This is a genomic window from Amphibacillus sp. MSJ-3 (assembly GCF_018919165.1).
Taxonomy (GTDB): domain Bacteria; phylum Bacillota; class Bacilli; order Bacillales; family Amphibacillaceae; genus Amphibacillus.
In genome coordinates, this window is record NZ_JAHLQM010000020.1 from 1 (window position 1) to 24069 (window position 24069).

The 24069-nt window shown below is 35.9% G+C and carries 25 protein-coding genes and 1 riboswitch; of the genes, 20 read left to right on the top strand and 5 right to left on the bottom strand.

The window, feature by feature from the left end; all coding sequences use genetic code 11:
- The first annotated feature begins 202 nt into the window (after positions 1 to 202).
- From KQI76_RS07440 to KQI76_RS07450, 3 genes are read left to right on the top strand one after another with little or no spacing between them, the layout of a single operon-like run.
- Positions 203 to 640 (top strand): MarR family winged helix-turn-helix transcriptional regulator, encoded by a 438-nt coding sequence (locus tag KQI76_RS07440; RefSeq protein ID WP_216399698.1) that lies wholly within the window; start codon positions 203 to 205, stop codon positions 638 to 640.
- Positions 641 to 676: 36 nt separating this feature from the next.
- Complete coding sequence (locus tag KQI76_RS07445; RefSeq protein WP_216399699.1) at positions 677 to 2416, top strand: ABC transporter ATP-binding protein; 1740 nt, start codon at positions 677 to 679, stop codon at positions 2414 to 2416.
- The gene (locus tag KQI76_RS07450) at positions 2409 to 4325 is read left to right on the top strand and encodes an ABC transporter ATP-binding protein (RefSeq protein ID WP_216399700.1); all 1917 of its coding nucleotides are present in this window, start codon (positions 2409 to 2411) and stop codon (positions 4323 to 4325) included. Before KQI76_RS07445 ends, KQI76_RS07450 begins: the two co-directional genes overlap by 8 nt.
- Positions 4326 to 4558: 233 nt before the next feature.
- Here the strand turns inward: KQI76_RS07450 and KQI76_RS07455 are convergent, their stop codons facing one another.
- From KQI76_RS07455 to KQI76_RS07470, 4 genes are all read right to left on the bottom strand, one after another.
- Positions 4559 to 5809, bottom strand: a complete 1251-nt coding sequence (locus KQI76_RS07455; protein ID WP_216399701.1) for an L-lactate MFS transporter — start codon at positions 5807 to 5809, stop codon at positions 4559 to 4561.
- Positions 5810 to 5947: 138 nt separating this feature from the next.
- Positions 5948 to 6502, bottom strand: coding sequence for a DUF3221 domain-containing protein (locus KQI76_RS07460; protein WP_216399702.1), 555 nt, complete (start codon positions 6500 to 6502; stop codon positions 5948 to 5950).
- 540 nt (positions 6503 to 7042) lie between these two features.
- The gene (locus KQI76_RS07465; protein ID WP_216399703.1) at positions 7043 to 8404 is read right to left on the bottom strand and encodes a PFL family protein; all 1362 of its coding nucleotides are present in this window, start codon (positions 8402 to 8404) and stop codon (positions 7043 to 7045) included.
- 12 nt (positions 8405 to 8416) lie between these two features.
- Positions 8417 to 8689, bottom strand: a complete 273-nt coding sequence (locus KQI76_RS07470; RefSeq protein WP_216399704.1) for an ACT domain-containing protein — start codon at positions 8687 to 8689, stop codon at positions 8417 to 8419.
- 93 nt (positions 8690 to 8782) lie between these two features.
- A riboswitch (glycine riboswitch) is annotated at positions 8783 to 8858 on the bottom strand.
- A gap of 657 nt (positions 8859 to 9515) precedes the next feature.
- Between KQI76_RS07470 and KQI76_RS07475 the strand changes: the two genes are divergently transcribed.
- The 14 genes from KQI76_RS07475 (at position 9516) to gndA (ending at position 20225) form a co-directional block, all read left to right on the top strand.
- Positions 9516 to 9956, top strand: a complete 441-nt coding sequence (locus KQI76_RS07475; RefSeq protein WP_216399705.1) for a hypothetical protein — start codon at positions 9516 to 9518, stop codon at positions 9954 to 9956.
- A gap of 88 nt (positions 9957 to 10044) precedes the next feature.
- Positions 10045 to 10770, top strand: coding sequence for a DUF5027 family lipoprotein (locus KQI76_RS07480; RefSeq protein ID WP_216399706.1), 726 nt, complete (start codon positions 10045 to 10047; stop codon positions 10768 to 10770).
- Positions 10771 to 10790: 20 nt separating this feature from the next.
- Positions 10791 to 11522 (top strand): DUF5027 family lipoprotein, encoded by a 732-nt coding sequence (locus tag KQI76_RS07485; RefSeq protein ID WP_216399707.1) that lies wholly within the window; start codon positions 10791 to 10793, stop codon positions 11520 to 11522.
- A 20-nt stretch (positions 11523 to 11542) separates the two neighbouring features.
- A complete protein-coding gene (locus KQI76_RS11895) occupies positions 11543 to 11665 on the top strand; it encodes a hypothetical protein (protein ID WP_256442990.1) in 123 nt (40 codons plus the stop codon).
- 176 nt (positions 11666 to 11841) lie between these two features.
- On the top strand, positions 11842 to 12036 hold the full coding sequence (locus KQI76_RS07490) for a hypothetical protein (protein ID WP_216399708.1): 195 nt from the start codon (positions 11842 to 11844) through the stop codon (positions 12034 to 12036).
- Positions 11981 to 12319: a DUF5027 family lipoprotein gene (locus tag KQI76_RS07495; RefSeq protein WP_216399709.1), complete on the top strand. Its 339-nt coding sequence runs from the start codon at positions 11981 to 11983 to the stop codon at positions 12317 to 12319. The genes KQI76_RS07490 and KQI76_RS07495 overlap by 56 nt, the downstream gene beginning before the upstream one ends.
- On the top strand, positions 12312 to 13169 hold the full coding sequence (locus KQI76_RS07500; protein ID WP_216399710.1) for a hypothetical protein: 858 nt from the start codon (positions 12312 to 12314) through the stop codon (positions 13167 to 13169). The genes KQI76_RS07495 and KQI76_RS07500 overlap by 8 nt, the downstream gene beginning before the upstream one ends.
- Positions 13156 to 13998, top strand: coding sequence for a hypothetical protein (locus KQI76_RS07505; RefSeq protein WP_216399711.1), 843 nt, complete (start codon positions 13156 to 13158; stop codon positions 13996 to 13998). The genes KQI76_RS07500 and KQI76_RS07505 overlap by 14 nt, the downstream gene beginning before the upstream one ends.
- Positions 13999 to 14025: 27 nt before the next feature.
- Positions 14026 to 14685 carry an ATP-binding cassette domain-containing protein gene (locus tag KQI76_RS07510; protein WP_216399712.1) on the top strand — a complete coding sequence of 220 codons (660 nt, stop codon included), beginning with the start codon at positions 14026 to 14028 and terminating at the stop codon, positions 14683 to 14685.
- On the top strand, positions 14682 to 15311 hold the full coding sequence (locus KQI76_RS07515) for a DUF5028 domain-containing protein (RefSeq protein ID WP_216399713.1): 630 nt from the start codon (positions 14682 to 14684) through the stop codon (positions 15309 to 15311). The genes KQI76_RS07510 and KQI76_RS07515 overlap by 4 nt, the downstream gene beginning before the upstream one ends.
- Before the next feature lie 569 nt (positions 15312 to 15880).
- On the top strand, positions 15881 to 17026 hold the full coding sequence (locus KQI76_RS12065; RefSeq protein ID WP_216399714.1) for a sensor histidine kinase: 1146 nt from the start codon (positions 15881 to 15883) through the stop codon (positions 17024 to 17026).
- Positions 17027 to 17052: 26 nt separating this feature from the next.
- Positions 17053 to 17787, top strand: a complete 735-nt coding sequence (locus KQI76_RS07525; protein WP_216399715.1) for a LytR/AlgR family response regulator transcription factor — start codon at positions 17053 to 17055, stop codon at positions 17785 to 17787.
- A gap of 66 nt (positions 17788 to 17853) precedes the next feature.
- Complete coding sequence (locus tag KQI76_RS07530) at positions 17854 to 18591, top strand: HAD family hydrolase (protein WP_216399716.1); 738 nt, start codon at positions 17854 to 17856, stop codon at positions 18589 to 18591.
- A 215-nt stretch (positions 18592 to 18806) separates the two neighbouring features.
- Positions 18807 to 20225 (top strand): NADP-dependent phosphogluconate dehydrogenase, encoded by a 1419-nt coding sequence (gndA, locus tag KQI76_RS07535; protein ID WP_216399717.1) that lies wholly within the window; start codon positions 18807 to 18809, stop codon positions 20223 to 20225.
- Between the two features lie 202 nt (positions 20226 to 20427).
- Here the strand turns inward: gndA and zwf are convergent, their stop codons facing one another.
- Positions 20428 to 21900, bottom strand: coding sequence for a glucose-6-phosphate dehydrogenase (zwf, locus tag KQI76_RS07540; RefSeq protein WP_216399718.1), 1473 nt, complete (start codon positions 21898 to 21900; stop codon positions 20428 to 20430).
- Positions 21901 to 22106: 206 nt separating this feature from the next.
- On the opposite strand from zwf, the gene KQI76_RS07545 reads away from it, so the two are divergent.
- From KQI76_RS07545 to KQI76_RS07555, 3 genes are all read left to right on the top strand, one after another.
- On the top strand, positions 22107 to 22871 hold the full coding sequence (locus tag KQI76_RS07545) for a TIGR01457 family HAD-type hydrolase (RefSeq protein ID WP_216399719.1): 765 nt from the start codon (positions 22107 to 22109) through the stop codon (positions 22869 to 22871).
- Positions 22872 to 22894: 23 nt separating this feature from the next.
- Entirely contained in the window at positions 22895 to 23122 is a 228-nt protein-coding gene (locus KQI76_RS07550) for a YdbC family protein (RefSeq protein WP_216399720.1), read from the top strand.
- A 69-nt stretch (positions 23123 to 23191) separates the two neighbouring features.
- Positions 23192 to 23677, top strand: a complete 486-nt coding sequence (locus KQI76_RS07555; RefSeq protein WP_216399721.1) for a PTS sugar transporter subunit IIA — start codon at positions 23192 to 23194, stop codon at positions 23675 to 23677.
- Positions 23678 to 24069 lie beyond the last annotated feature (392 nt).

A 24069-nucleotide genomic window follows, 5' to 3' on the forward strand; every position in this document is an offset into this window, starting at 1 on the left:
ATCAGTGAGTAAGTGTGGTGCAAAAGGGAAACCCATTCAGTGGGCCTTTTAGGCCGAGGCCGGTAACATAGGCTTTCAGCCGCAGAGCAAACCACCAGTTCACACTGGTGGTTTTGATTTATTTCTAGCGAGTTAAATTTGTTGACATTCAATATAATAATAGTGATAATAGATAGCATGCTATGTATCGGAGGGGAAATTGGTGTCAAAGGATATTATCTTTTATATTAGACTTGTCCATTTTGCACTAGAACGGGAAAAAAATATCTACTTTGAAAGTCAAAATTTAACCTCGTCACAAGGTGATATTTTACTTTTTCTAGGTGGAGCAAGATGGCATAATAAAGAAGTTAACCAAAAAGATATTGAACAACATTTTAGATTGTCGAATCCAACAGTTACGGGTTTACTTAATCGTTTGGAGGAAAAGGGATTTGTCGAACGAAAGAAAAGTCAGGTAGACGGACGCAATAAGAATATTTACTTGACCGATCACAGTTTGTCTATTCTGGATCAGTTTAAAGATCATAATCATGTTATTGATCAAAAGCTTTTTTATAATATAGATAAAAGCGAACAAAAAATGATGTTAGAATATTTGAAGAAATTATTAGCTAATTTGAACAATGAACCCCGATGAAATAAGTTATGTAATAGGAGACAGGAGGTAGAGAAGATGGTAAAAAAACTCATGCCATTTTTAGGTGAATACAAAAAAGAAGCAATTTTAACACCAGTTATGGTGATGTTAGAAGTAATCCTGGAACTAATGATACCATTACTAATGGCACGCATTGTTGACTATGGGATTCAAGGTGAAGGTGGAATGCCTTATACAATTAAAATAGGATTGCTAATGATCGGATTAGCTGTTTTAGCACTTATTTTTGGCGGATTAAGTGGGAAATATTCTGCGATTGCAGGGATGGGTTTCGCGAAAAATTTACGAGCTGGATTATTTAGTAAAATTCAGACCTATTCCTTTGCCAATGTAGATAAATTTACAACAGCCTCTTTAGTTACACGTTTAACAACTGATATTACAAATACACAGAATGCTTTGATGATGCTTCTTCGAATGGCTGTTAGGGCACCAATTATGTTAATCGGAGCCTCAATCATGGCAATATCAATTAATCCACGATTATCAATGATCTTTTTAATTACGATGCCAATATTAGCCCTTTCGCTTTATTTAATTGGAAGCCGAGCCCACCCGAGATTTCTTGATATGTTGGAGAAATATGATTTGTTAAATGAAAAAATTCAAGATTTTATTGTCAATATTCGTGTGGTAAAAGCTTTTGTTAGAGAGGACTATGAAGAAGAAAAATTTATTAATAGTGCTAAAAGTGTGAGTGATGCACAACTGAGAGCAGAGAAACTAGTTATTCTAAATATGCCAATTATGCAGTTTGTTGTCTACACAAGTATTGTTGCGATCTTGTGGTTTGGTGGCAACATGGTGATTGGTGGTCAATTTAATATTGGTGAACTATCAAGTTTTATTATGTATATGATGCAAGTACTTATATCTTTAATGATGTTGTCGATGATTTTCATTATGCTAATTATTTCTCGAGCATCTTTTTCACGTATCATTGAAGGCTTAGAAGAAGTTCCCATGTTAGATGATCAAGATGCACAGCCAAATCTAGACTTAAAAGACGGTAGTATCGAATTCAAACAAGTAAACTTTAGTTATAATCGTGATCCGAACAACTTGGTGCTCAGAGACATTGATTTAAGGATTGAATCTGGACAAACGATTGGGATTATAGGGGGGACGGGTTCTTCTAAATCAACATTTGTTCAATTAATTCCAAGATTATATGATGTCTTAGATGGTGAAGTTATTGTTGGTGGTCATAATGTCAAGGATTATCCATTAAAAACTTTACGTGATCAAGTGGCAATGGTCTTACAAAACAATGTTTTGTTTAGTGGCACGATAAAAGAGAACTTGAAGTGGGGGAATGAAAACGCAAGTGATGAAGAGGTAATTGCCGCAGCAAAGTCTGCTCAAGCACATGACTTTATTAGCTCATTCCCAAATGGTTACGATACGGATTTAGGTCAAGGTGGTGTCAATGTTTCTGGTGGACAAAAGCAACGTTTAACAATTGCTAGAGCATTGCTTAAAAAACCGAAAATTGTTATTTTGGATGATTCAACAAGTGCAGTTGATACAGCAACTGATGCAGCTATTCGAACAGAATTTAAAGAACAATTTAAAGCTGTTACTACATTAATTATTGCCCAACGGGTTAGCTCAGTATCAGATGCAGATAAGATTATCGTCATTGACAATGGGACAATTAATGGCTTCGATACACATGATAATTTACTGAAAACAAATGATATTTACCGAGAAATTTATGATTCACAAAGCAAGGGAGTGAATGAAGATGAGTAGACAACCTAAAGCTGAAGGTGGACCAATGCGTGGTGGCCCAAAAGGAATGGGGAAACCGACTAATATTGGTCAGACGATGAAGAGAATTGCTTATTACATGAGAGAAGATAAGTGGATTTTATTGATTGTCTTTATTTCGATTATTGTTAGTGCAGTAGCTAATATTGTTGGAATATCTGCATTGCAAATCATTATTGATAACTATCTACAACCTTTGACTCAAAATAATAATAGTGAATTAATGAGAGAATTTATTCTCGTCATTGGTGGAATTTCAATTGTATATTTGGTAGGGGTTGGCTCTACTTATCTGTTTAATCGCTTAATGGTTGGAGTATCAACCCGAACCTTATATAAAATTCGGGTTGACTTATTTACGAAGATGGAATCACTACCAATCAAATATTATGATACAAATACCCACGGTAATTTAATGAGCTTGTATACGAATGATATTGATACGTTAAGACAGGTTTTATCAAACAGTATTACAGGTTTCATTAACTCGTTGATTACAGTTGTTGGTGTATTCACGATGATGATTATTTACAGTTGGCAATTAACGATTATTGTCGTGCTTATGATGTCGTTAATGTTACTATCAATTCGTGTGATTGGTGGGAAAAGTGCCAACTTCTTTATGAGACAACAACAAGAAATTGGTCGGGTTAATGGTTTTATTGAAGAGATGATCGAAGGACAAAAGGTTATTAAAGTCTTTTCCCGTCAAGAAAGAGTCATTGAAGAATTTGAAGTGTTAAATGAAGCATTACGTAATAGTGCGACAAGTGCTAATATATTTGCTAACATCCTAATGCCAATCATGGTTAACTTATCCTATGTGCTGTACGCGATTACAGCAATGGTTGGCGGATTATTTGCAATCAATGGTACTCTATCAATCGGAACAGTTATCGCATTCTTACAGTTTACAAGAACATTGTCGCAACCGATTAATCAAATTTCACAACAAATGAATGCTGTTTTAACCTCGCTTGCAGGTGCTGAACGTATTTTTAATGTAATTGATGAAAAACCTGAATTAGATGAAGGACAGGTGACGATGGTTCCTGTTGAACTTGACCAGGATAACCAAATGACTGAAGTTGATTATCGGACTGGCGAGTTTGCGTGGAAAGAAGAAAATGCAGATGGCTCTATTAAATATACCCGTGTTAGAGGGAATGTTGTATTCAGCGATGTAACTTTCGGTTATGAAAAGAATAAGACAGTCCTCAAAGGGGTATCGTTGTATGCAAAACCAGGTCAAAAAATAGCATTTGTAGGTTCGACAGGTGCAGGAAAAACGACGATTACTAATTTAATCAATCGATTTTATGATGTCCCTTCGGGTAAAATTAGTATAGATGGAATTGAAATTAATAAAATTAAGAAACCTGATTTACGTCGATCATTAGCGATGGTATTACAAGATACACATTTATTTACCGGAACGGTGATGGAGAATATTCGTTATGGTCGGCTGGATGCAACGGATGAAGAGGTTATTGCTGCTGCAAAATTAGCAAATGCCGATAAGTTTATTAGACATTTAGAAAATGGCTATCAAACAGTCTTAACCTCAGATGCTTCAAATCTTTCGCAAGGTCAGCGTCAGCTTTTAGCTATAGCAAGGGCTGCAATTGCGGAAACACCAATTCTTATTTTAGATGAGGCAACATCATCAATTGATACACGAACTGAGAAGTTAATTCAAAAAGGTATGGATCGTCTGATGGAAGGGAAAACATCATTTATTATCGCCCACCGTTTATCTACAGTCCGATCAGCTAAAGCTATTATGGTTCTTGAACATGGTGAAATTATTGAACGTGGTGATCATGATCAATTAATCGAACAAAAAGGACGTTATTATGAACTATCGGCTGGATTATTTGAATTAACTTAACCTAACTGTTTTGATTAATTAGAGGATTAAGCAAATCCTTTAATCATACATGGGGGACCTATGGATGACAAACGGGGATTAGCAGTCAGGGAGAAACCCTGTTCGTTCATCTATCATCCAGTTGTGAGGGAAGAAATCCTCCCACTTAGTGGAGGTTCATTTTAGAATAAATCACCCAAGTACAATTTGTACTTGGGTGATTTTGCTGTGGAGTTATAATAAATAATATTTAATTAACTAGCTTTTTTCTGTGTCGTTCTAGTAAAGGACCGGATGCTTAGTTTCATTAAGATGGAAACGATAAATGCAAACGCTAGTAACCCAGCAAAGATGTAAAAAGCAGCATTATAGCTTCCTGTGGTATCGTTAATAAAAGCAACGAGCAAAGGTCCGAAGATTCCGGCGCATGACCACGATGTTAACAGTAATCCATGAATAGCACCGAGTTGAAGTGTTCCAAATAAATCACTTATAAAGGCAGGGAGTAGGGCGAAACTTCCTCCATACATAGAAATAATAATAAAAATAAATATTTCTAGTAACAACGCATTCGTCACATTAGGAAGTGTTAACATTAGGACAAATTGAACACCAAAAAACATCAGGAATACGTTACTACGTCCTAAATAATCAGAAAAAGCTGACCAGCCAATTCGGCCACCGCCATTAAATAATCCCATTATTCCAACCATTGTTGCTGCAGCAGTAACACTCATTCCAACTTTAGATTGGGCAAATGGAGAAGCGGCTGAAATTAACATAATTCCGTTGGAAATGTTAATAAACATCATAATCCATAGTAACCAAAAACGATTCGTACGAATTGCCTCTTTGGCGGTTAATTGCTGTAAGCTTGTTTGGATTTTTTCTGTTTTAGTTGTTGTATTCTTTGTTGACTTTGTAGATGGTACCCAATTTTCAGGTGGTCTTACAATATAAAGAGCACCACTCAACATGAGAGTAAAATAAATTGCTGCCAAAATAAAAAACGTATTGGATAATCCAACCGCCTCAATTAATCGAGTTATGACAGGTGCTGCAATTAAGGACCCAGCCCCAAATCCCATGACTGCCATTCCTGTAGCGAGTCCACGGCGATCTGGAAACCATTTTACAAGTGTTGATACTGGTGAAATATAGCCAAGTCCAAGTCCCATTCCACCAATAATTCCATAACCCAAATAAAATAATATTAATGATTCTGTTGCTAAAGATAGCCCAGTGATCAGTTGCCCAGAGCCGAACAGAATAGCCGCAATTGTTGCGGATTTTCTTGGTCCCCATTTCTCTACCGAACTTCCGAATAGGGCAGCAGACGTACCTAATAAAGCGATTGCAAGAGTAAATGCTACTGTAACTGTTTTGTCGCTCCATCCAATTAAATCTGCGATTGGATTTTTCAATACGCTATATGCATAGACAGATCCAATTGAAAGGTGGATGGCAATAGCGGACAATGCTATAAGCCAACGATTTTTTTTCATTATTACCTCCGAGTATATACCCACAGCTCTGTATTCACTATAGCAGACTTCTGCAAGTGAAGTAGTGAACAATTTATGAACAATCTTCAATTTATCCAAATATATAGAATAAAATCCGTTAAATTGTTATTCACCCTATTAACTGGATGTAAGATTCATATAATTTGAGGAATTACTTTGAAGGTGATCGGTTTCAGAATACTCAATCGTCACAACTTCTTCCGTCCATATTTCAACTAAGGTAATTATCCATGTCTGTTTATTTTTATTGAAGTATGTTGATCGAACAGCGTATAGCTCGCTTGGTTGGATATCTTTTTGTGATAGAACCTGTTCTAATACTTCAGATTCGGTCATTTTAGCACCTTCAGGTGAATCTGATTCACAAATAGTGTAATGTTCAATTGTTGATCTTGCTGGGTAGGATTCATGCAGTTCCTTATGCCAAATATCAACTTTATCACCATAGTTTAATTCCTTTGGAGCATTGGAGAACCAAATCATTTGATAGAACTCAGACACACCACCGTTTCCACTTAAATCTTCAGGTATTACGCTTGAAACCAGTATATTCTGTTCTGATTTTTCGACAACATATCCGGTAATGTCTGGTGCTCTATCCGCTTGGTTACTGCAGCTAATTAAACTGATTGTCAATGAAATTATGTAGATAAGCTGAATAAGTCGTTTCATAGAGTTCACCTTTCGTTAATCTTTAAATAGTAGACGAACTTATAATAAAAAAGTTACAAACATTGACAAGCAAAATGAGAAAAGATGAACTTAGATATGGCATTTCTTTAATATTTCATTTTTTAATTAAGCTTAGTGGAAAGATGATTAAGATTAACTGACTGCAACCGCTTGCCTCATGTATGCAAGTGAAACTTCTACCTCAAATAATAAACAAATCCGATTTTACTGATGAAGGAAGCTATGAAAGATCTGAAATTTAGAAAGAAAAGCACCCTGTTGTATTGTTTTAATGACAGGGTACTTTTTTTGCTTGGACTTTCTTATTTTTTAAAGGTTAGGATTATAAAAAAACATCAGGTTAGTCCAGTTTATCCATTGATTTGTAATGATCTTTAGGTTTCATCATAGATAACCATCCGCAAAACTTCCAGGTCAAAGCCAAAAGGAACTTATTTGGTTTAGATGTCAAATAACGATTGGAAATGTCCTGATTCACTCAATTAACAGATACTTTGATTGAAACTTTGATTTTCAAATTTAGTTAATTAACGATTGGAGAGGAGCAGGAATACGACCACCTCGTTTAATCATTTTCTCTGAACTAAATGGTTTGACCCCAATGATGGGTGCTCGACCGAGTAGCCCACCGAACTCAACAATTTCCCCTTCTTCCTTTCCGATCACTGGAATGATTCGAACAGCTGTTGTTTTTTTGTTAATCATACCGATCGCGGCCTCATCAGCGATGATCCCCGCTAGTGTTTCAGGCTCCGCATCTCCTGATAAAGCGATCATATCGAGGCCGACGGAGCAAACACAAGTCATCGCCTCAAGTTTGTCCAATGTTAATGAACCATCTTCAATTCCACGGATCATTCCATTGTCTTCACTAACAGGAATGAATGCACCACTCAAGCCCCCAACATAAGAACTTGCCATTGCGCCACCTTTTTTTACTGCGTCATTCATTAGAGCGAGGGCAGCAATCGTACCATGCGTCCCAACGCTTTCAAGACCAATCTCTTCAAGAATTTCTGCGACACTATCATTCATTGCATTCGTTGGTGCTAAAGATAAATCCATGATCCCAAAAGGAACATTAAGGCGTTCTGCCACGACACGTCCTAATAATTCACCAGCTCTAGTAATTTTAAAAGCAGTCTTTTTAATGACATCAGCTACTTCACCTAAATCCGCATTAGGGTATCGTTTTAAAGCATTGAGAACGACACCCGGTCCGCTAACACCAACACTTAAAACTGCTTCGCCTTCACCACTTCCATGGAATGCACCGGCCATAAAAGGATTGTCCTCAACTGGATTACAGAAAGCAACAAATTTTGCACAACCAATACTTTGATTATCCTTTGTTAATTCAGCGGTTTCTTTGATGACTTCACCTAGTTTTCTTACTGCGTCCATGTTGATTCCCGCCCGGGTTGAGCCGATTGAAACGGAACTGCAAACACGCTCTGTCGTTGCCAATGCTTGTGGAATTGCATTTAACAGGGTTAGGTCACTATTAGTCATCCCTTTGTGAACCAGTGCTGAATAACCACCGATAAAGTCAACACCTGTCTGGTGAGCCGCCTTGTCAAGAACATGGGCCAATTCAATGGCTTGTTCAACGGTGGCATCGCCTAATATTTCTGCGATTGGTGTAATAGAAATCCGCTTGTTAATAATTGGAATCCCGTATTCCTTTTCAACCTGCTCAGCAACTGGTTTAAGTTTACCAGCGTAGTCAGTTATCTTTTGATAAACTTTCTTTTTTACTATTTCAAAGTCACTGTCCGCACAATTACGTAAGCTAATTCCCATCGTAACCGTTCGAATATCGAGACTTTCTAACTCCACCATTCGAATCGTCTCTTGAATTTCACTGTGAGCGATTGCCATCTTAATTCCCCCTTAAATTCGGTGCATCGCTTGAAAAACATCCTCAAGCTGAATACTGATGCTCAAATTCATTTCATCTTCAATCGTTTCAAATGCTTTTAATAATTGTTCCAAATGATTTTGTTCAGCAATATCAACAATCATCATCATTGTAAAGTAATCCTGTAAAATCGTTTGACTAATATCATGGATGTTCATATTAAATTCAGCTAATACACTTGTTACACGAGCTATAATGCCAACTTTATCTTTCCCAACTACCGTTACAACTGCACGTTTTTGCATCTTCGTCACCCCATTGAATAAATATTTTAAAAACTAAAAAAAGATTGGAGCTTATCCCCAATCTCAGTGACAACAATGATGGCTATCATCATTTTGTTGTCTTCTGTCCTGTTACCTGAGATTATGAATCCTTCGGTGTCGCCTAAGCGAGCTCTCCAGAAGTTGCTCCTATTATAGTGTTATCCATAATAATCATTGCGACTATTTAGTTATTATAAAAATCCTAACAGTAATTTTCGTAAAGGTCAATAAGATAATTAGCCTGAATTATGATAAGTGATTATAGAATGACAGGCGATTATAGTGTAACAGACTTTAAAAATAAAGGGTTTATCTTATTTAAGGCCACAGTTTCATTTAGTGAGTGGTGATAGATATTTACCCAACATTTAATCGCCTATTTCTCTTAAGATAAAGCTTAAAAATTTAGCCCAAGCGACAATAGGGACATATTATTTTAGTTTAATAAAGTAGTCCTTCATAAAGTGATGCCTTCTTAATAATCAGGGCCATTCCTATCTATCACCTAAGCATTTCCTTTGTATGATTGAAGTGGGATCTTACAAGTGATTAAATTGCGCCAAAGGAATACAAGGTCAATCAATAAACTCTTTGATCTATTTAAGGGCTAAATTTAATGAATATATTGTACTTTACTATATATTTAAGTTTAAGAAAATAGCTGAATTGGTTAAAAAATACGTTCACGATCAAAATGCAAGCGTTTGCGATAATTTTGCCCTTTTTATTGGAATTTATGGTAGAGTATAGGCAGGTTAACCGCCAATTACTCATGAGTAAAAAATTAAAGTGAGGAGAATTTAAAATGTTGAAGAAAATTACAACACTTTTCTTTTTAGGCATCATGATTCTCACAATCGTACCAAATGAAGTGTTCGCGTCAAATCATGGGGACGAACCTTTTCAATTCTATATCGAAGCATCAAACAATCGTGGAACGACAAAAGGCCGCGCAAAGAAAAATACAACATCAACGTATGTGAATATTGAACAGCTTCCTTCAGCTTATATTAATTTACAAGTTCAAGGCTTTCGCCCGACTTCAGGTTCAGGTACAAATGTTTGGAAGAATGAAACGATCGGTGGACGCCAAACAGCTGGTCGCGGTCAATGGCTAGTTAGACAATTAGTCTATGAAAATGGTGGACGTAGTGCAAGACTAAGATTTGACCGCCATGGGGGGACAGGAACAGTTAAAGGAAAATGGAGTCCTGACAGTGTTGGCACATATCCAAGATTAAACTAATTTCTTATCTGTTTTTAAGAAAGAAGTAGAGTTTACTTCACTCTGCTTCTTTCTATACATATAAAAAAAGCGACGGGAGAAGTGAATAATGAATTTAAATAAAAAAAGTATAGTCATTTACCTGTGTTTAATATTCAGTCTGTTAACAGCTTGTTCATATCGAGAGTTTGAAGACTCACTTAAACAGGAGCTGAATAATGATGAAGATGTGCATGTGAATGAAGCCATTGTACCTGAACAACCAGCTGAAGACGAAGAAGATGATGGTCTGTTTTTCATTGGTGATACAATCGCAAGAGGCGGGGTTGAGTATACGCTTAATGATGTTCGCATTTCAAAAAATATCAATGAAGTAGGCTTAGATAAAGTAGACTTTTTTTGGCAAGATCAAATTGAAGATAATGGTGATATAGAGAGTGGTTATAAATTAGTCACAGTTGATGTTACAGTCAAAAATATAAACTATACTGACTATGAATTGAGGACTAATCCCGATCTTGAACGTGATAAACCGAATTTATTTATAGAATCATATATAGGTTTTAAAGACGATCTTGAAGATCCAAATGGTCCCTTTATAATTGAAACTTCCTATTTTAGTGAGCATCCCCCAATTGAACAGGATCAGTGGAACGATTATTATCAGTTTTTATTAGATCATGGTGAAGAGGTCGATGCTATAGTTGGATGGATTGTCCCGATAGATCAATTAAATGAGGAGTCATTGTATTATTTAAATGGATCTGAAGGTCGTGCTGAAGATCAACAATATTTCTACATTATATCTGAAGGAGAAATTGTGTATCGTGATTGATTGAGAAAGGGGCTATTTCTGTGAATTTAAAACGAATAAAAGGTGTACCTTTTCTGTGTTTAATATTCAGTCTGTTTACAGCCTGTTCATATCGAGAATTTGAAGACTCACTTAAACAGGAGCTGAATAATGATGAAGATACGCATGTGAATGAAGCCGTTGTACCTGAACAACCTGCTGAAGACGAAGAAGATGATGGTCTGTTTTTCATTGGCGATACAATCGCAAGAGGCGGGGTTGAGTATACGCTTAATGATGTTCACATTTCAAAAAATATCAATGAAGTAGGCTTGGATAAAGCGGAATTTAATTCACTTGGTTATCCTTTAGTAAACGACGATGGCTCTATTAATGGTAATCATCAGCTAGTAACTGTTGATGTTACAATTAAAAATGTAAACTATACCGACTATGAATTGAGGACTAATCCTGATCTTGAACGTGATAAACCGAATTTATTTATCGAAGGTTTAATCGGTTTTAAAAATGACCTTGAAGATCCAAATGGTCCTTTTACTATAGAGTTAGCTTACTTTAGTCATCATGCTCCATTTGATCAAAACCTAGGGAAAGATTATCGGCAGTTTTTATTAGATCATGGTGAAGAGGTCGATGCTATAGTTGGATGGATTGTCCCGATAGATCAATTAAATGAGGAGCCATTGTATTATTTAAATGGATCTGAAGGTCGTGCTGAAGATCAACAATATTTCCACATTATGTATGAAGGAGAAATTGTGTATCGTGATTGATTGAGAAAGGGGCTATTTCTGTGAATTTAAAACGAATAAAAGGTGTACCTTTTCTGTGTTTAATATTCAGTCTGTTAACAGCTTGTTCATATCGAGAGTTTGAAGATTCGATTAGAAATCAGTTGAATAATGAGGATGGATAAATGTATCCGAATGAAGCGAAGATTCCTGAATAACCAGTAGAAGACCATGAAGCGGAGAACGCTGAAGATGTGCTGTATTTTATTGGCGAAACGATTTCTTTTACAAATGATCTTGGGACGGTTTTGACTATACACTCAACGCTGTTCAGATATCAGAGAATAGTAATGAAGTAGATTTGAAGAAGATAGACTTTGATTTACTTGGCTATCATTACATAGGTGAGGATGGTTCTATTGATGAACACTATAAGCTCGTAACTGTTGATGTCACGATAAAAAATATTGATTATACAGATTATGCCTTGAAAACAGATTTTGAGTATAACACAGAAGCGGATTCTGACCGCGATACACCATTGCTATTTTTTTGAATACTTAATAGGATTTAAAGAGGGTATTGAAGATCCAAATGGTCCGTTTACTATTGAAGCGAGTTACTTTGGTGGTCATACACCAATAGAAGATGATCCCAAAGGTTATTATCAATTTTTATTAGCTCAAGGTGAAGAAGTTGAGGTGACAGTTGGTTGGCTGGTTCCAGCAGATCAATTGAACGTAGAGCCACTCTATTACATCATTGGTTATAGCGGCCACATAGAAAACCAATTGTATTTTCAATTAACAGAGAATGGGGAAGTGATTATGGGTGACTAGTACATTTAAGCAGTTGTTAAAAGTTGAATTAACAAAAGCAATTAAAAACAAGTTTTTTATAACAACGTTGATTATTGCTTTACTTTTTGCCTTATTCAGTGCTTGGTATATGATTGATTTATATTTTTACTCTGTGAAGGGTCTTAGCAGAATGGGTGGCAATCAAATGATACAGGCTTTATCGTTATTTAACCATTGGATAGGTGGAGAGGCCACCACTCTCGGTTTCACCTTATTTTTTACTTTAATGCCACTTATCGCTGCACTTCCTTATGGTTGGTCTTATTTTATTGAAAATAAATCAGGATACGTGAAGACGGTAGTCACGCGAAGCAGTAAAACAGAATATTTTTTAGCCAAGTATATTGCAACTTTCATCGCAGGTGGGCTTGTTATTCTAATCCCACTCTTGATTAATTTTGTCGTGGTAGCATGTTTCATACCTGCTGTTACACCATCAATAATGTACCCAATGTATCATAGTGTCTATCATGGTTCACTTTGGTCACAGTATTACTATACCAATCCAGTTTGGTTTGTCATTCTATATTTTGTACTTGATTTTATTTTTGCAGGGTTATTTGCAACGATGAGTTTAACAATTTCTCTTTTTGTAAAAAATCGAATTGCTGTTATTTTGGTTCCCTTTTTTCTGATTTTGGTATTGCATTACAGTCGAACATTTTTAGCTTATAAGTATTACTATGAAATCTCACCGCTTAACTATTTACATTCAACAATTATCGAGAATCCTGTTAATGTCTGGATCGTACTTGGGCAAGGATTATTGTTCTTTATCTTAACATTTGGATTAACGATGGGGTTAGGTGGTAAACGTGAAATTTTTTAAACTATTAAAGTATGATTTTAAAAATGGTTTTCAAGTCGGTGGACTAAAACTGATTATCATTATTTTAATGACCCTTGCTTTCTGTCTTGACTTCTATTTACGAAAAAATATTGTGTATATGGTTGATTCTGTGACACCATCTGGGACTTGGATAGATTATTTGTTTTCTGTTTTTGCTGGTATTAAGGAGTATACGCCATCGATTACAGAAGAATTTATATTTCCAATCAAGTGGCTATTGATTCATTTGTTTATTTTGTACAGTACGCTCTACTATCCTTATCGTGATCTGTCATCTTTAGGATTAAATGTACTCGTTCGAACAAAAGGTCGGCTGGCATGGTGGTTATCTAAAAGTATTTGGAATATCTCTTATGTGCTTGTCTGTCATATCTTTATCTTCTTAACGATCATCATTTTTTGTCTAGCTGTAAATGAACCAATATCATTAGAGATTACGCCGATGTTTGTTAATGATTTACTAGATGCAGGGAGCCCGTTTGATACATTTCCATCTTATCTCGCATCTGTCATTCTTTTGATGCCAATATTTATTTCAATTGTACTTAATCTAGTACAAATGACGCTAGGGCTATTTATTAAGCCACTGTATAGCTTTGGAATGATGACTGTTATTTTGCTTACTTCTGCTTATTTTCTAAATCCTTTTTTAATAGGAAACTATGCTATGCCCATAAGAAGTGAGTATGTCATTGAAAATGGACTTCAAGCGACTACTGGAGTGATGCTAAGTGCGCTTATTATCACCTTAGCTTTTCTGATCGGGAGCTTTTACTTTAAACGTTATGATATTTTAGATGAAGAATAAAGAATAATCTGGAAACGAGGGACCGATATGACGATAATTGAACTTAAAAATGTTTCGAAAAAGATTAGAGGAATCACCGTAATTGATGATATTTCAATGACGCTTTCATCTGGTCGGGTGACAGGATTGCGTGGGATCAATGGTTCAGGGAAGACGATGTTAATGCGATTGATTACAGGTTTAATATTACCAACCAACGGAACGATAAAAATTGATGATAAATTGCTAGGAAAAGAGATTACTTTCCCGGAGAGCGTTGGTATTCTACTAGAAAATCCAGCTTTCCTCAATAGTTATTCAGGTTTTCAAAATTTGAAAATGCTTGCGTCTATTCGTGATCAAATTGATGATGAACAAATTAACCAAACATTAAAATTTGTTGGATTAAACGAGGAAAGTGCTAAGAAAAAGTATAAAAAATATTCACTGGGTATGAAGCAGCGTCTTGGTATTGCTGGGGCGATCATGGAACAGCCAGACATTGTTATTTTAGATGAACCGACAAACTCGTTGGATACGAGTGGTGTAGAGTTGGTTAAAGAAATTGTTCGTCATGAGAAAGAACGTGGAGCAGTTGTGATTATCACTTGTCACGATGCAGATATTCTCGATGAATTAGCGGATGAGATTTATTATTTAGAAGAAGGTGCTCTTGTTAAAACAACGAAGGAGGTCAATCGGGCATGAAAAAGATCATATTTTCAACTTTAAGTATTGTTTTACTTATCTGTCTTGGATTGCGAATTTGGCATGTAAATCAAGCGGTTGACTTACCACCAGTTAATAATTATACGATCGGAGAAGAGGTAGCAATAGGAGATAACGTTTTTCTCGATAATTTTGAAAATATGAATGGATATAGTGTAACTGTTAATCAAGCGGAAATTTTACCTTATGAAGATTTTCTAAAAAAGTACAATTATATCGATGATGAAGATGCTCCGTTATTTGAAAAGGGTGATCCCCTTTATCCAGAAATGGTTTATGATTTGAATATTACAGTTAAAAACACGAATAAAACAGAGGATCCGATGGAGCATAGCGGGATTAACTTTTTACATTATAATTTATACGGGACTGATCTTGTCCTGCAGATTAATGATTTGCTTTACTTTGTTGCCAATCCTGAATTGGAGTATGGGGTGACGGATGGATTTCGGTTAAGCCCGAATTCTGAGATGGATTTTAATTTACCTTATTTTTATAGTCCATCAGATATTGTACAGCCAATTCAAACGAAAGCAATTGAGCGGGATCAAGTGTATCTTGTTGTTTCAATGCATCCGGTCGTTAACCGAATTTTAATTGAATAATTCATAAAACGATTCTGCGAAATTACTAAACTTAGTTGTAATTTTTATTTCACTTGATTATTCCTGTATGCGGAAAATTAGACTAATAAAATGAAACTTTAATCAGTGGGAGTTGGGGCTATAGGACCTAAGTCATGCAGACATTACTACGGGACCTGGTGGGTTTAGTCTGCTTTCTCCTATCCAGATGGGACTGCGTTTACTCGTCCCATCGAAGACATTTGTTACTACCATAAGGGGATGACCTAAAGGCACTTGAACCTATAGGGCTGCTACTGTCAGTTGATCTCCCACTTACAATTCTTTTTTTTCCTCGAATGCTTTCCGTCGTTATAGTATAATAAATATCAACATCAAGGTAGGTTAATAACATGATTTATTCACTTTCTATCTTTATTCTCCAACTGTTGGCATTTTATTTTGCTCTTTTTTTGATTCTTAATATCCGACCCACAACGAAGATAGTAATACTTAATTTTCTTGGCATTATTCTTCCGGCCATCTCTTGTTATATATTTTTTACAACAGTTTGGCTTGGTCTATTATATTTCTTCACTTCGACACTTTTTGTGTTTTATCTTTTTACGAGAAGTAGCCGTATCTTTTTAGATGTTCCTATGGTTGCAATTGCTGGGATTATTGCCGATAATTTATCGCAGGTTCTTTTATTTTCATTTTTTGTTAAACTGGATAAATTGACTCTATCAATTAATATGATCCTTTTTCTATTGTTTTTTGCCATTTTCATTTGCCTCTATCAACTTTTTATAGAAAAGGTATGGCATACATTTTTTATTCCGCTTGTTAGCCAATTGATTATCATAACAACCGCCTGTTTAACTGTTGGGGTTTTGTATATCAACCTTTTTATTTCAGTCAGCCAAAATTTATACACATTAGCTATGTTTAATTTAATTATAGAAGCTGTTTATTTTGTCTTAATGTTCATTTTGTCGATGGTGCTGTTGAGAAATGTAAAGCGAGAAAATAGATTAAGGCAAAAGGCTACCGAACATAAACAATTACATGAATACATGGAGTCTTTAGAACGCGTCAATAAGGATATGCAAAAGTTTCGTCATGATTATCAAAATATTTTGTTAACGATGCAAGGTTACATTGATCATAATGACTTTCAAGGCTTAAAATCATATTTTAGTGAGCGGATTGTCAAGGTTGAAGAGCGAGCATTAAAGAGTAATTACCAATTCACACAATTAGAAAAACTTGAACTCATTGAATTGAAAGGATTATTTGCCAATAAAATTCTCTTGGCCGAGGAATTAGGTATCATGATAAACATGGAGGTTCCTGATCCAATTGAAACCATTGCTATGGATATTATTGATCTCACTCGGATAATTGGTATATTAGTTGATAATGCGATTGAGGCAAGTGCTAGATTAGATAAAGGTGAACTTAACATAGCGATTATTAAGAAACAGGCTAGTTCTGTTCTTATCGTAATAGAAAATCGGGTGGAGCCAGAATCATTTGATATTAATCGGATTTTTGAATTGCATTATACAACAAAGGATAACCATCAAGGGCTTGGCTTGAAAACGGTACGGCAGACCTTGACAAATTATCCAAATGTAACGATGAATACTCGAATCGAGAGGGATTTTTTTATTCAAGAAATTGATATTTATCCAAATAAATCGACCAGCCCACAATTTAAAGAAAATAAATATATCCCCCTAAGTGAATTATAATAAGAGGAACGGAAAGGAGCTTTTTCATGAATATAATTATTTGTGAAGATGAAACAGAGCACCGGGAATTTTTACAAGCTACGATTACTGAATATGCAATGTTTCATGAACCAAGTATTGAAATTGTTCTAAGTACTTCCGATCCTGATACTGTCCTAGATTATTTAAAAGACCAACGCGCCGATTGTTACTTTCTTGACATTGAACTAAGTTCAACACTGAATGGTATGGAGTTAGCACGTATAATTAGGCGACATGATCCATTGGCCCAGATCATCTTTATATCCATGCATGCTGATAAACTAAAGCTTACTTTTAAATATAAATTAGCGGCACTTGATTTTATTGTTAAAGATGCAGGCTATGATAAGCTTGCTTTAGAAATTCAAGATACACTAAAAGTAGCTTTTGAAACCTATCAAAAAATTGGGATTAATACTCATTTATCATATGTACAAGTGAAGATTGGTGAACGGATTAAAAATATCCTTTACGATGATATTTACTCCTTTGAAACAGCTTCCCAAGATCACAAGATTATTTTACATGAGCGGAATGGAGTTTATGAGTTTTATGGGAGTCTAAGTACTTATGAACAGATTGATCGACGTTTCTACCGCTGCCATAAAAGTTTTCTAATTAATCTTGATTATATAAAAGAGGTAAATTTAAAAAATAGAATAGTAATTTTAACAAACGGACATGTCTGTCCTGTATCTTCTCGTAAAGTTAGAGAGTTACAAGCAATGTTAAAAAAATAAAAAACTCTTTCATTTCACCTTCCCCCTTAGTCATGCTATCATTTAAGTAGTGAGGAGGGGAATAACATGGTGAAAGAGATTAAACTGCTTGCTTTGGACTTGGATGGTACAGTTGTTGAGTTTAATGGTGATTCGATTGCTGAAGAAACGATTGAAGCGGTGAAACAGGCTCAAGAAAAAGGGGTAGAGGTTATCATTGCAACTGGACGTAGTCGCAGAACCAGTATAGAGATTGCCGAAAAATTGGGAGTAGAATACATGGTTACGCTAAATGGTGGGGAAATATGGACAAGATCAGGAGAACTATTAAAAAGCCAGGCCCTCGATCGAGAGACAGTGGAAAAGATCATGACTGTTTATCAACAATATCAATCTAATATGTGGTTGGTTTCACATGACCATATTTTCCGAAATGAATATCCAGACCATGTTTTAGAACAAGAATGGTTGAAAATTGGCTTTAACGTAATCGATGATGCTGATAGAGAAAAAATGAAGCAAGAATTTGCTCTAATGGATAGGGTTGAGCTAAGTAACTCAAGCTTAACAAATATGGAGCTAAACCCAAAAGGTGTACACAAAGCAAATGCTATCCAGTTTTTATTAGATAGGTTAGGGTTTAGTTTCGACCAAGTGATGGCAATCGGAGATAGTATGAATGATTTTAAAATGATTCAAGCTGCGGGCTTAGGTATTGCGATGGGAAATGCTCAAGATCGTGTCAAAAATATAGCTGATTGGGTAACAACATCTAATGATGCCCATGGAGTAGCAGTCGCAATTAAGAAATTTATTATAGATTAACTGACTGTAAGTCCCTACTGACTGAAGATTTATTTTATCTAGGTAAAGTTTTTTACTTGAAGATAAATGAAATGATTAAAAAATCAATTGCATCGTCGGCTAATCTGTTATAGTTTATATATAGAGAGAGTGGAATAATCGCGGGGGAAGTTGCTTATCAAGGTTTCTCTACGTATGGTAAAATAATGATTACATAGTGAAAGGAGATAAATCGTATGACGAAACAAGAGTTTGGTGTTATTGGCTTGGCAGTAATGGGGAAAAACTTAGCTTTAAATGTTGAAAGTAGAGGTTATTCTGTCTCTGTTTTTAACCGGACTTATCAAAAAACTGAGGATTTTATCAAAAATGAGGCAAAAGGAAAAAACTTTTTTGGAGCTAAAACAATTGAGGAATTTGTTGATTCCTTAGAAAAGCCACGTAAAATCATGTTAATGGTCAAGGCTGGTCCAGCTACAGATGCGACTATTGAATCATTAAAACCACTTCTAGATGATGGTGATATCTTAATTGATGGTGGAAACACTTTTTATCAAGATACGATTCGACGTAATAAAGAATTGGATCAATCAGGTATCCACTTTATTGGAACAGGTGTCTCTGGTGGTGAAGAAGGTGCATTGAGGGGGCCTTCGATTATGCCAGGTGGACAAGAAGAGGCCTATCAACAGGTTGCACCTATTTTTGAAGCAATTTCAGCGAAAGTGGATGGTGATCCATGTGTCACCTATATTGGACCAAATGGTGCAGGTCATTATGTGAAAATGGTTCATAATGGAATTGAATATGGTGATATGCAATTAATTAGCGAAGCTTATTTTATGTTAAAACATATTCTTGGCTTGTCTGCCGATGAACTTCATCATGTATTTGCCGAGTGGAACAAAGGTGAATTAGATAGCTATTTAATTGAAATTACCGCTGATATTTTCACCAAAATAGATGATGAAACAGGTCAGCCATTAGTTGATGTTATTCTTGATACTGCTGGACAAAAGGGAACAGGAAAATGGACAAGCCAAAGTGCATTAGATCTTGGTGTGCCACTACCTGTTGTCACAGAATCTGTCTTTGCTCGCTTTATTTCAGCAATGAAAGATGAGCGGGTTAAAGCAAGCCAGGTTCTGCGAGGACCATCTGCACAGGAAACTCCTTATGAAGGCGATAAAGAAGAGCTAATTGAAGCGATTCGTCAAGCACTCTATATGAGTAAAATCACTTCTTATGCCCAAGGATTTGCTCAAATGCGTGCAGCTTCAATAGAAAATAAGTGGAATCTAGACTATGGTGAGATTGCAATGATTTTCCGTGGTGGTTGTATTATTAGAGCTCAGTTTTTACAAAAAATTAAAGATGCTTATGATCGCGATCCGGACCTAGCTAACTTGATGCTTGATGAATACTTTAAAGAAATTGTTGAAACATATCAAAGCTCATTACGTAAAGTATTGTCAATTGCTATGGAACGGGGGATTCCAGTACCTGGATTTGCAAGTGCATTAGCTTACTTCGATAGCTATCGTACGGCAACCTTACCAGCTAATTTACTTCAAGCACAACGCGATTACTTCGGCGCACATACCTATCAGAGAATTGATAAAGAAGGTATATTCCATACTGAATGGATGGAATAATAAAATAACGAAAAAACACGATTCAAAAAGGGATCGTGTTTTTTGTTTTGATTGAGTTTTTTAATGGAATACTTTTATATTTGGAAAAAAGATGTTTCTATTGAGAAAGTAGGTAACTTATCTCAAAATGCATCTGACTGTCATAAGTGTTCAAATGATAAAAAAGAGGGCTTCAGCTTTTGAGTAAACTGAAGCTCTATCATTAATTAACGTCCCACCAATGAAAACCATCTTTTATTAATAGTTCATCAGCGGCCTTTGGCCCATTTGTTCCAGAAACATAGTTTGGAAAATCAGCTGTTTCCTTTGACCAAACTTCAGTGATTGTATCGATGAACTTCCACGATAATGCAACCTCATCTGAGTGAACAAAGCGAGTCGAGTCACCATTTAGACAGTCGTTTAGCAAAGCTTCATATGCCTCTGGACTTTCCACGCCCTCATCTGCTTTATTATAATGCATAGAAATAGGTGTACTCGATATATCATAGTCTGTCTTTTTCGCATTTAAATGTAGTGTGATTCCTTCATCGGGTTGGACACGAATAACTAACAAATTAGGATCAATCGTGTCACCTTTATCTTTGTATAAATTAATTGGCAAATCCTTAAATTGAATGACAATTTCAGTTGATTTCTTTGCCATTCGCTTACCTGTTCGAATGTAAAATGGAACACCTGCCCAACGGAAATTATCAATCATAAATTTACCAGCGACAAAGGTCTCAGTATTAGAGTCTTGCTCAACACCATTACTATCACGATAGCGATTGACGGCTAGACCATCGATTTCCCCTTTATCATACTGACCACGAACAAAGTAATCATTTACACTTTCTGGTGTTAACTGTCGTAGACTACGTAGAACTTTTACTTTCTCATACCGCACCTCATCTGGGTGCAATTTTGCTGGTGGTTCCATCGCAACTAATGATACCATTTGGAGCATATGGTTTTGCACCATGTCACGAAGGGCACCTGATGCATCATAATATCGACCGCGTTCTTCTACACCGAGCACCTCACTAGATGTAATTTGTACATTGGCAATATATTGGTTATTCCATAATGGTTCAAATAAAGCATTCGCGAACCGGACAATTTCAATATTTTGCACCATCTCTTTACCTAGATAATGATCAATTCGATAGATTTGATCCTCTGAAAAGGTCTGACCAATTTGATCATTGAGCTTTTGTGCCGATTCTGCATTATGACCAAATGGCTTTTCAATAACAAGTCTTGAAAAACCACTATTATCAGTTAATCCTTGCGATTTTAAATTAGATGCGATTTGCCCAAAAAAGTTTGGAGCCATGGCCATGTAGAAAATTCGATTTCCACCTGCCCCGTATTTTTGATCAAGCTGGTTGATGAAGTCATCAAGCTTATGGTATTCAGACATATGTTGGGCATCAAAAGGATTATAGTAAAAATGGGAGGCAAATTCGTCATGATCAATCGGGTCCTCTTTGAAGTTTTCAATTGATTTTTTAACATTGTTATGAAAGTCTTCATTTGTCAAAGGACGTCTTGCAACTCCAACTACTGCGAAATGTTTTGATAATTTTTTATTTCGATATAAACGGTATAGTGAAGGATAGAGCTTTCGGTTAGCTAAATCCCCCGTTGCTCCGAAAATAACAAATACTGCTTTAGGTGTTTGACGTGTCATTTACTTTAATTACCTCTCTTTAATATTAAATTTAAAAAGAATATGTTAAAATTCCTATAGATAACATATCACTTTAATCGTTTTTAATAAATCAATTTACACTATTCAAAGAAAAAGGTTATAATCATTCTAGGTTAGTATGTACTATCTTACCACGTATTCAGAAAATAACAAATAGTTTTAAAATTCAATTTGGGGGCTAAATTATGAAGAAATATAAGAGTTATCTAATCGATTTAGATGGTACTATGTATCATGGGACTGAGAAGATTGAAGAAGCGGTAGCTTTTGTTAATAGCTTAAAAAGAAAAGGCCTTCCCTACCTTTTTTTAACGAATAATTCCACAAAACATCCACGTGATGTTGCTGATAAACTACGAGGAATGGGTGTGCCTGCTGAAGAAGAACATATTTTTACGACCAGCATGGCTACTGCAACATACATATCTGAACAAAAACCTAATGCACGGGTCTATCCGATTGGTGAGGAAGGATTAACTTATGCTTTAGAAGAGGCAAATTTAACTGTTACGGATAAAAATATAGACTACGTCGTCATGGGGCTTGATCGCAATATAACTTATGAAAAGTTAACTATCGGAGCTTTAGCGATTCGAAATGGAGCAAAGTTTGTAGCGACAAATGGTGATGTTGCTTTGCCAACTGAACGCGGACTATTGCCGGGAGCAGGATCATTGATATCTGTTCTTTCAGTTACAACGGGTGTAAATCCAGTATTTATTGGGAAACCCGAGTCGATCATTGTTGAGCAAGCGCTAGAAGTCATTGGGACAAGCAAGGAAGCTACATTAATGGTCGGTGATAATTATGCGACTGATATTTTAGCAGGAATTCATGCAGGAATTGATTCGTTGCTTGTATTCACGGGTGTTACAAAGAAAGAGGATTTAAAAAGTATTGTAGAACAGCCAACATATACAATTGATTCACTTAAAAATTGGTCAATTTAATTGGTAAAACTGGGGGAATAATAATGGCGAAGATTAATTATGAAATTATCAAACAGATTGCTGTATTATCGGAGTCAAAATCGGGGTGGACAAAAGAATTAAATCTTGTATCATGGAATGAGCGTGGGGCAAAATATGATATAAGAGATTGGGCACCAAATCATGAAAAGATGGGAAAAGGCATTACACTTTCAGAAGAAGAAGTATTTGCACTAAAGAAATGTTTGACGGAGCTAGATCTTCACTTTTGATAAATGCTTATGATTCCAAAATAAGGGGTATAAAAAGATCATAAAGAAAAATACGAGGAGGAGATAGAAATGTTTAAAAAATTGTTTAAAAAAGAAGAAAAAAGTAATGAAGAAATAGTGGTTTCACCAGTGACTGGTGAGATTGTTGATGTAACAGAAGTGCCCGATCCGACTTTTTCAGAAAAAATGATGGGGGATGGTGTTGCCTTTAAACCATCTGATGGTCATTTTGTAGCCCCTGTAAGTGGTGAGGTTGTTAACTTATTCCCAACAAAGCACGCAATTGGCATCAAATCAAAAGCTGGAGTAGAATATCTAATCCACATCGGACTAGATACTGTAACCTTAGAGGGAGAAGGATTTACTGCCCACGTTAAGCAAGGGGATAAAGTGAGTGTCGGTGATCCGCTTGTAACGGTTGATCTTGATTTTGTTGGAGAAAAGGTAGAGACGATTACACCGCTTGTGATTACAAGTGAAATTGCCTCACTAGATAAAGAGCTGAATAAGCCTGTAGTCAAGGGAGAAACACAAATCCTAACAGTTCATTTATAAGAGCTTTTTTAGCTAAAGAAGGCTTGTGTCATAATCATACAGGGTTTTGTTGACGAGATTTTTGCCAACAGAACCCTGTTTTTTCACCAAATATTTTTGTAGCATTATTGGTAGTCCAACAAGTGGATGCCCTAAAGGCCCTTGAACCAATCGGGCCGCTACTGTCAGTTGAACTCCCGTTTACAATTCTTACTTTCCTTCAAATTCTCGAAGTGGGGTCTTACTGACAGTTGCACTGCGGAAAAAGAGTCGAGATAAGAAAAAGGATTCCAGTAACCTTTACTGAAATCCTTTTTAATATTTAGCTGGATTTTCATCCAATTGCTATTTTGATGACTCGATTTATTTTACCCTAACGACTTTGATTGCAGATTAGGTAACCGTAAGCCCCC

Coding starts and splice junctions, on each gene's coding strand:
- KQI76_RS07460 (WP_216399702.1), bottom strand. CDS start 6,502: ATGAAACGACTTATTCAGCTTATCTACATAATTTCATTGACAATCAGT.
- KQI76_RS07480 (WP_216399706.1), top strand. CDS start 10,045: ATGAATTTAAATAAAAAAAGTATAGTCATTTACCTGTGTTTAATATTC.
- KQI76_RS07550 (WP_216399720.1), top strand. CDS start 22,895: ATGGCGAAGATTAATTATGAAATTATCAAACAGATTGCTGTATTATCG.
- KQI76_RS07530 (WP_216399716.1), top strand. CDS start 17,854: ATGGTGAAAGAGATTAAACTGCTTGCTTTGGACTTGGATGGTACAGTT.
- KQI76_RS07515 (WP_216399713.1), top strand. CDS start 14,682: ATGAAAAAGATCATATTTTCAACTTTAAGTATTGTTTTACTTATCTGT.
- KQI76_RS07555 (WP_216399721.1), top strand. CDS start 23,192: ATGTTTAAAAAATTGTTTAAAAAAGAAGAAAAAAGTAATGAAGAAATA.
- KQI76_RS07545 (WP_216399719.1), top strand. CDS start 22,107: ATGAAGAAATATAAGAGTTATCTAATCGATTTAGATGGTACTATGTAT.
- KQI76_RS07510 (WP_216399712.1), top strand. CDS start 14,026: ATGACGATAATTGAACTTAAAAATGTTTCGAAAAAGATTAGAGGAATC.
- KQI76_RS07450 (WP_216399700.1), top strand. CDS start 2,409: ATGAGTAGACAACCTAAAGCTGAAGGTGGACCAATGCGTGGTGGCCCA.
- KQI76_RS07455 (WP_216399701.1), bottom strand. CDS start 5,809: ATGAAAAAAAATCGTTGGCTTATAGCATTGTCCGCTATTGCCATCCAC.
- KQI76_RS07525 (WP_216399715.1), top strand. CDS start 17,053: ATGAATATAATTATTTGTGAAGATGAAACAGAGCACCGGGAATTTTTA.
- KQI76_RS07475 (WP_216399705.1), top strand. CDS start 9,516: ATGTTGAAGAAAATTACAACACTTTTCTTTTTAGGCATCATGATTCTC.
- KQI76_RS07465 (WP_216399703.1), bottom strand. CDS start 8,404: ATGGCAATCGCTCACAGTGAAATTCAAGAGACGATTCGAATGGTGGAG.
- KQI76_RS07470 (WP_216399704.1), bottom strand. CDS start 8,689: ATGCAAAAACGTGCAGTTGTAACGGTAGTTGGGAAAGATAAAGTTGGC.
- gndA (WP_216399717.1), top strand. CDS start 18,807: ATGACGAAACAAGAGTTTGGTGTTATTGGCTTGGCAGTAATGGGGAAA.
- KQI76_RS07445 (WP_216399699.1), top strand. CDS start 677: ATGGTAAAAAAACTCATGCCATTTTTAGGTGAATACAAAAAAGAAGCA.
- zwf (WP_216399718.1), bottom strand. CDS start 21,900: ATGACACGTCAAACACCTAAAGCAGTATTTGTTATTTTCGGAGCAACG.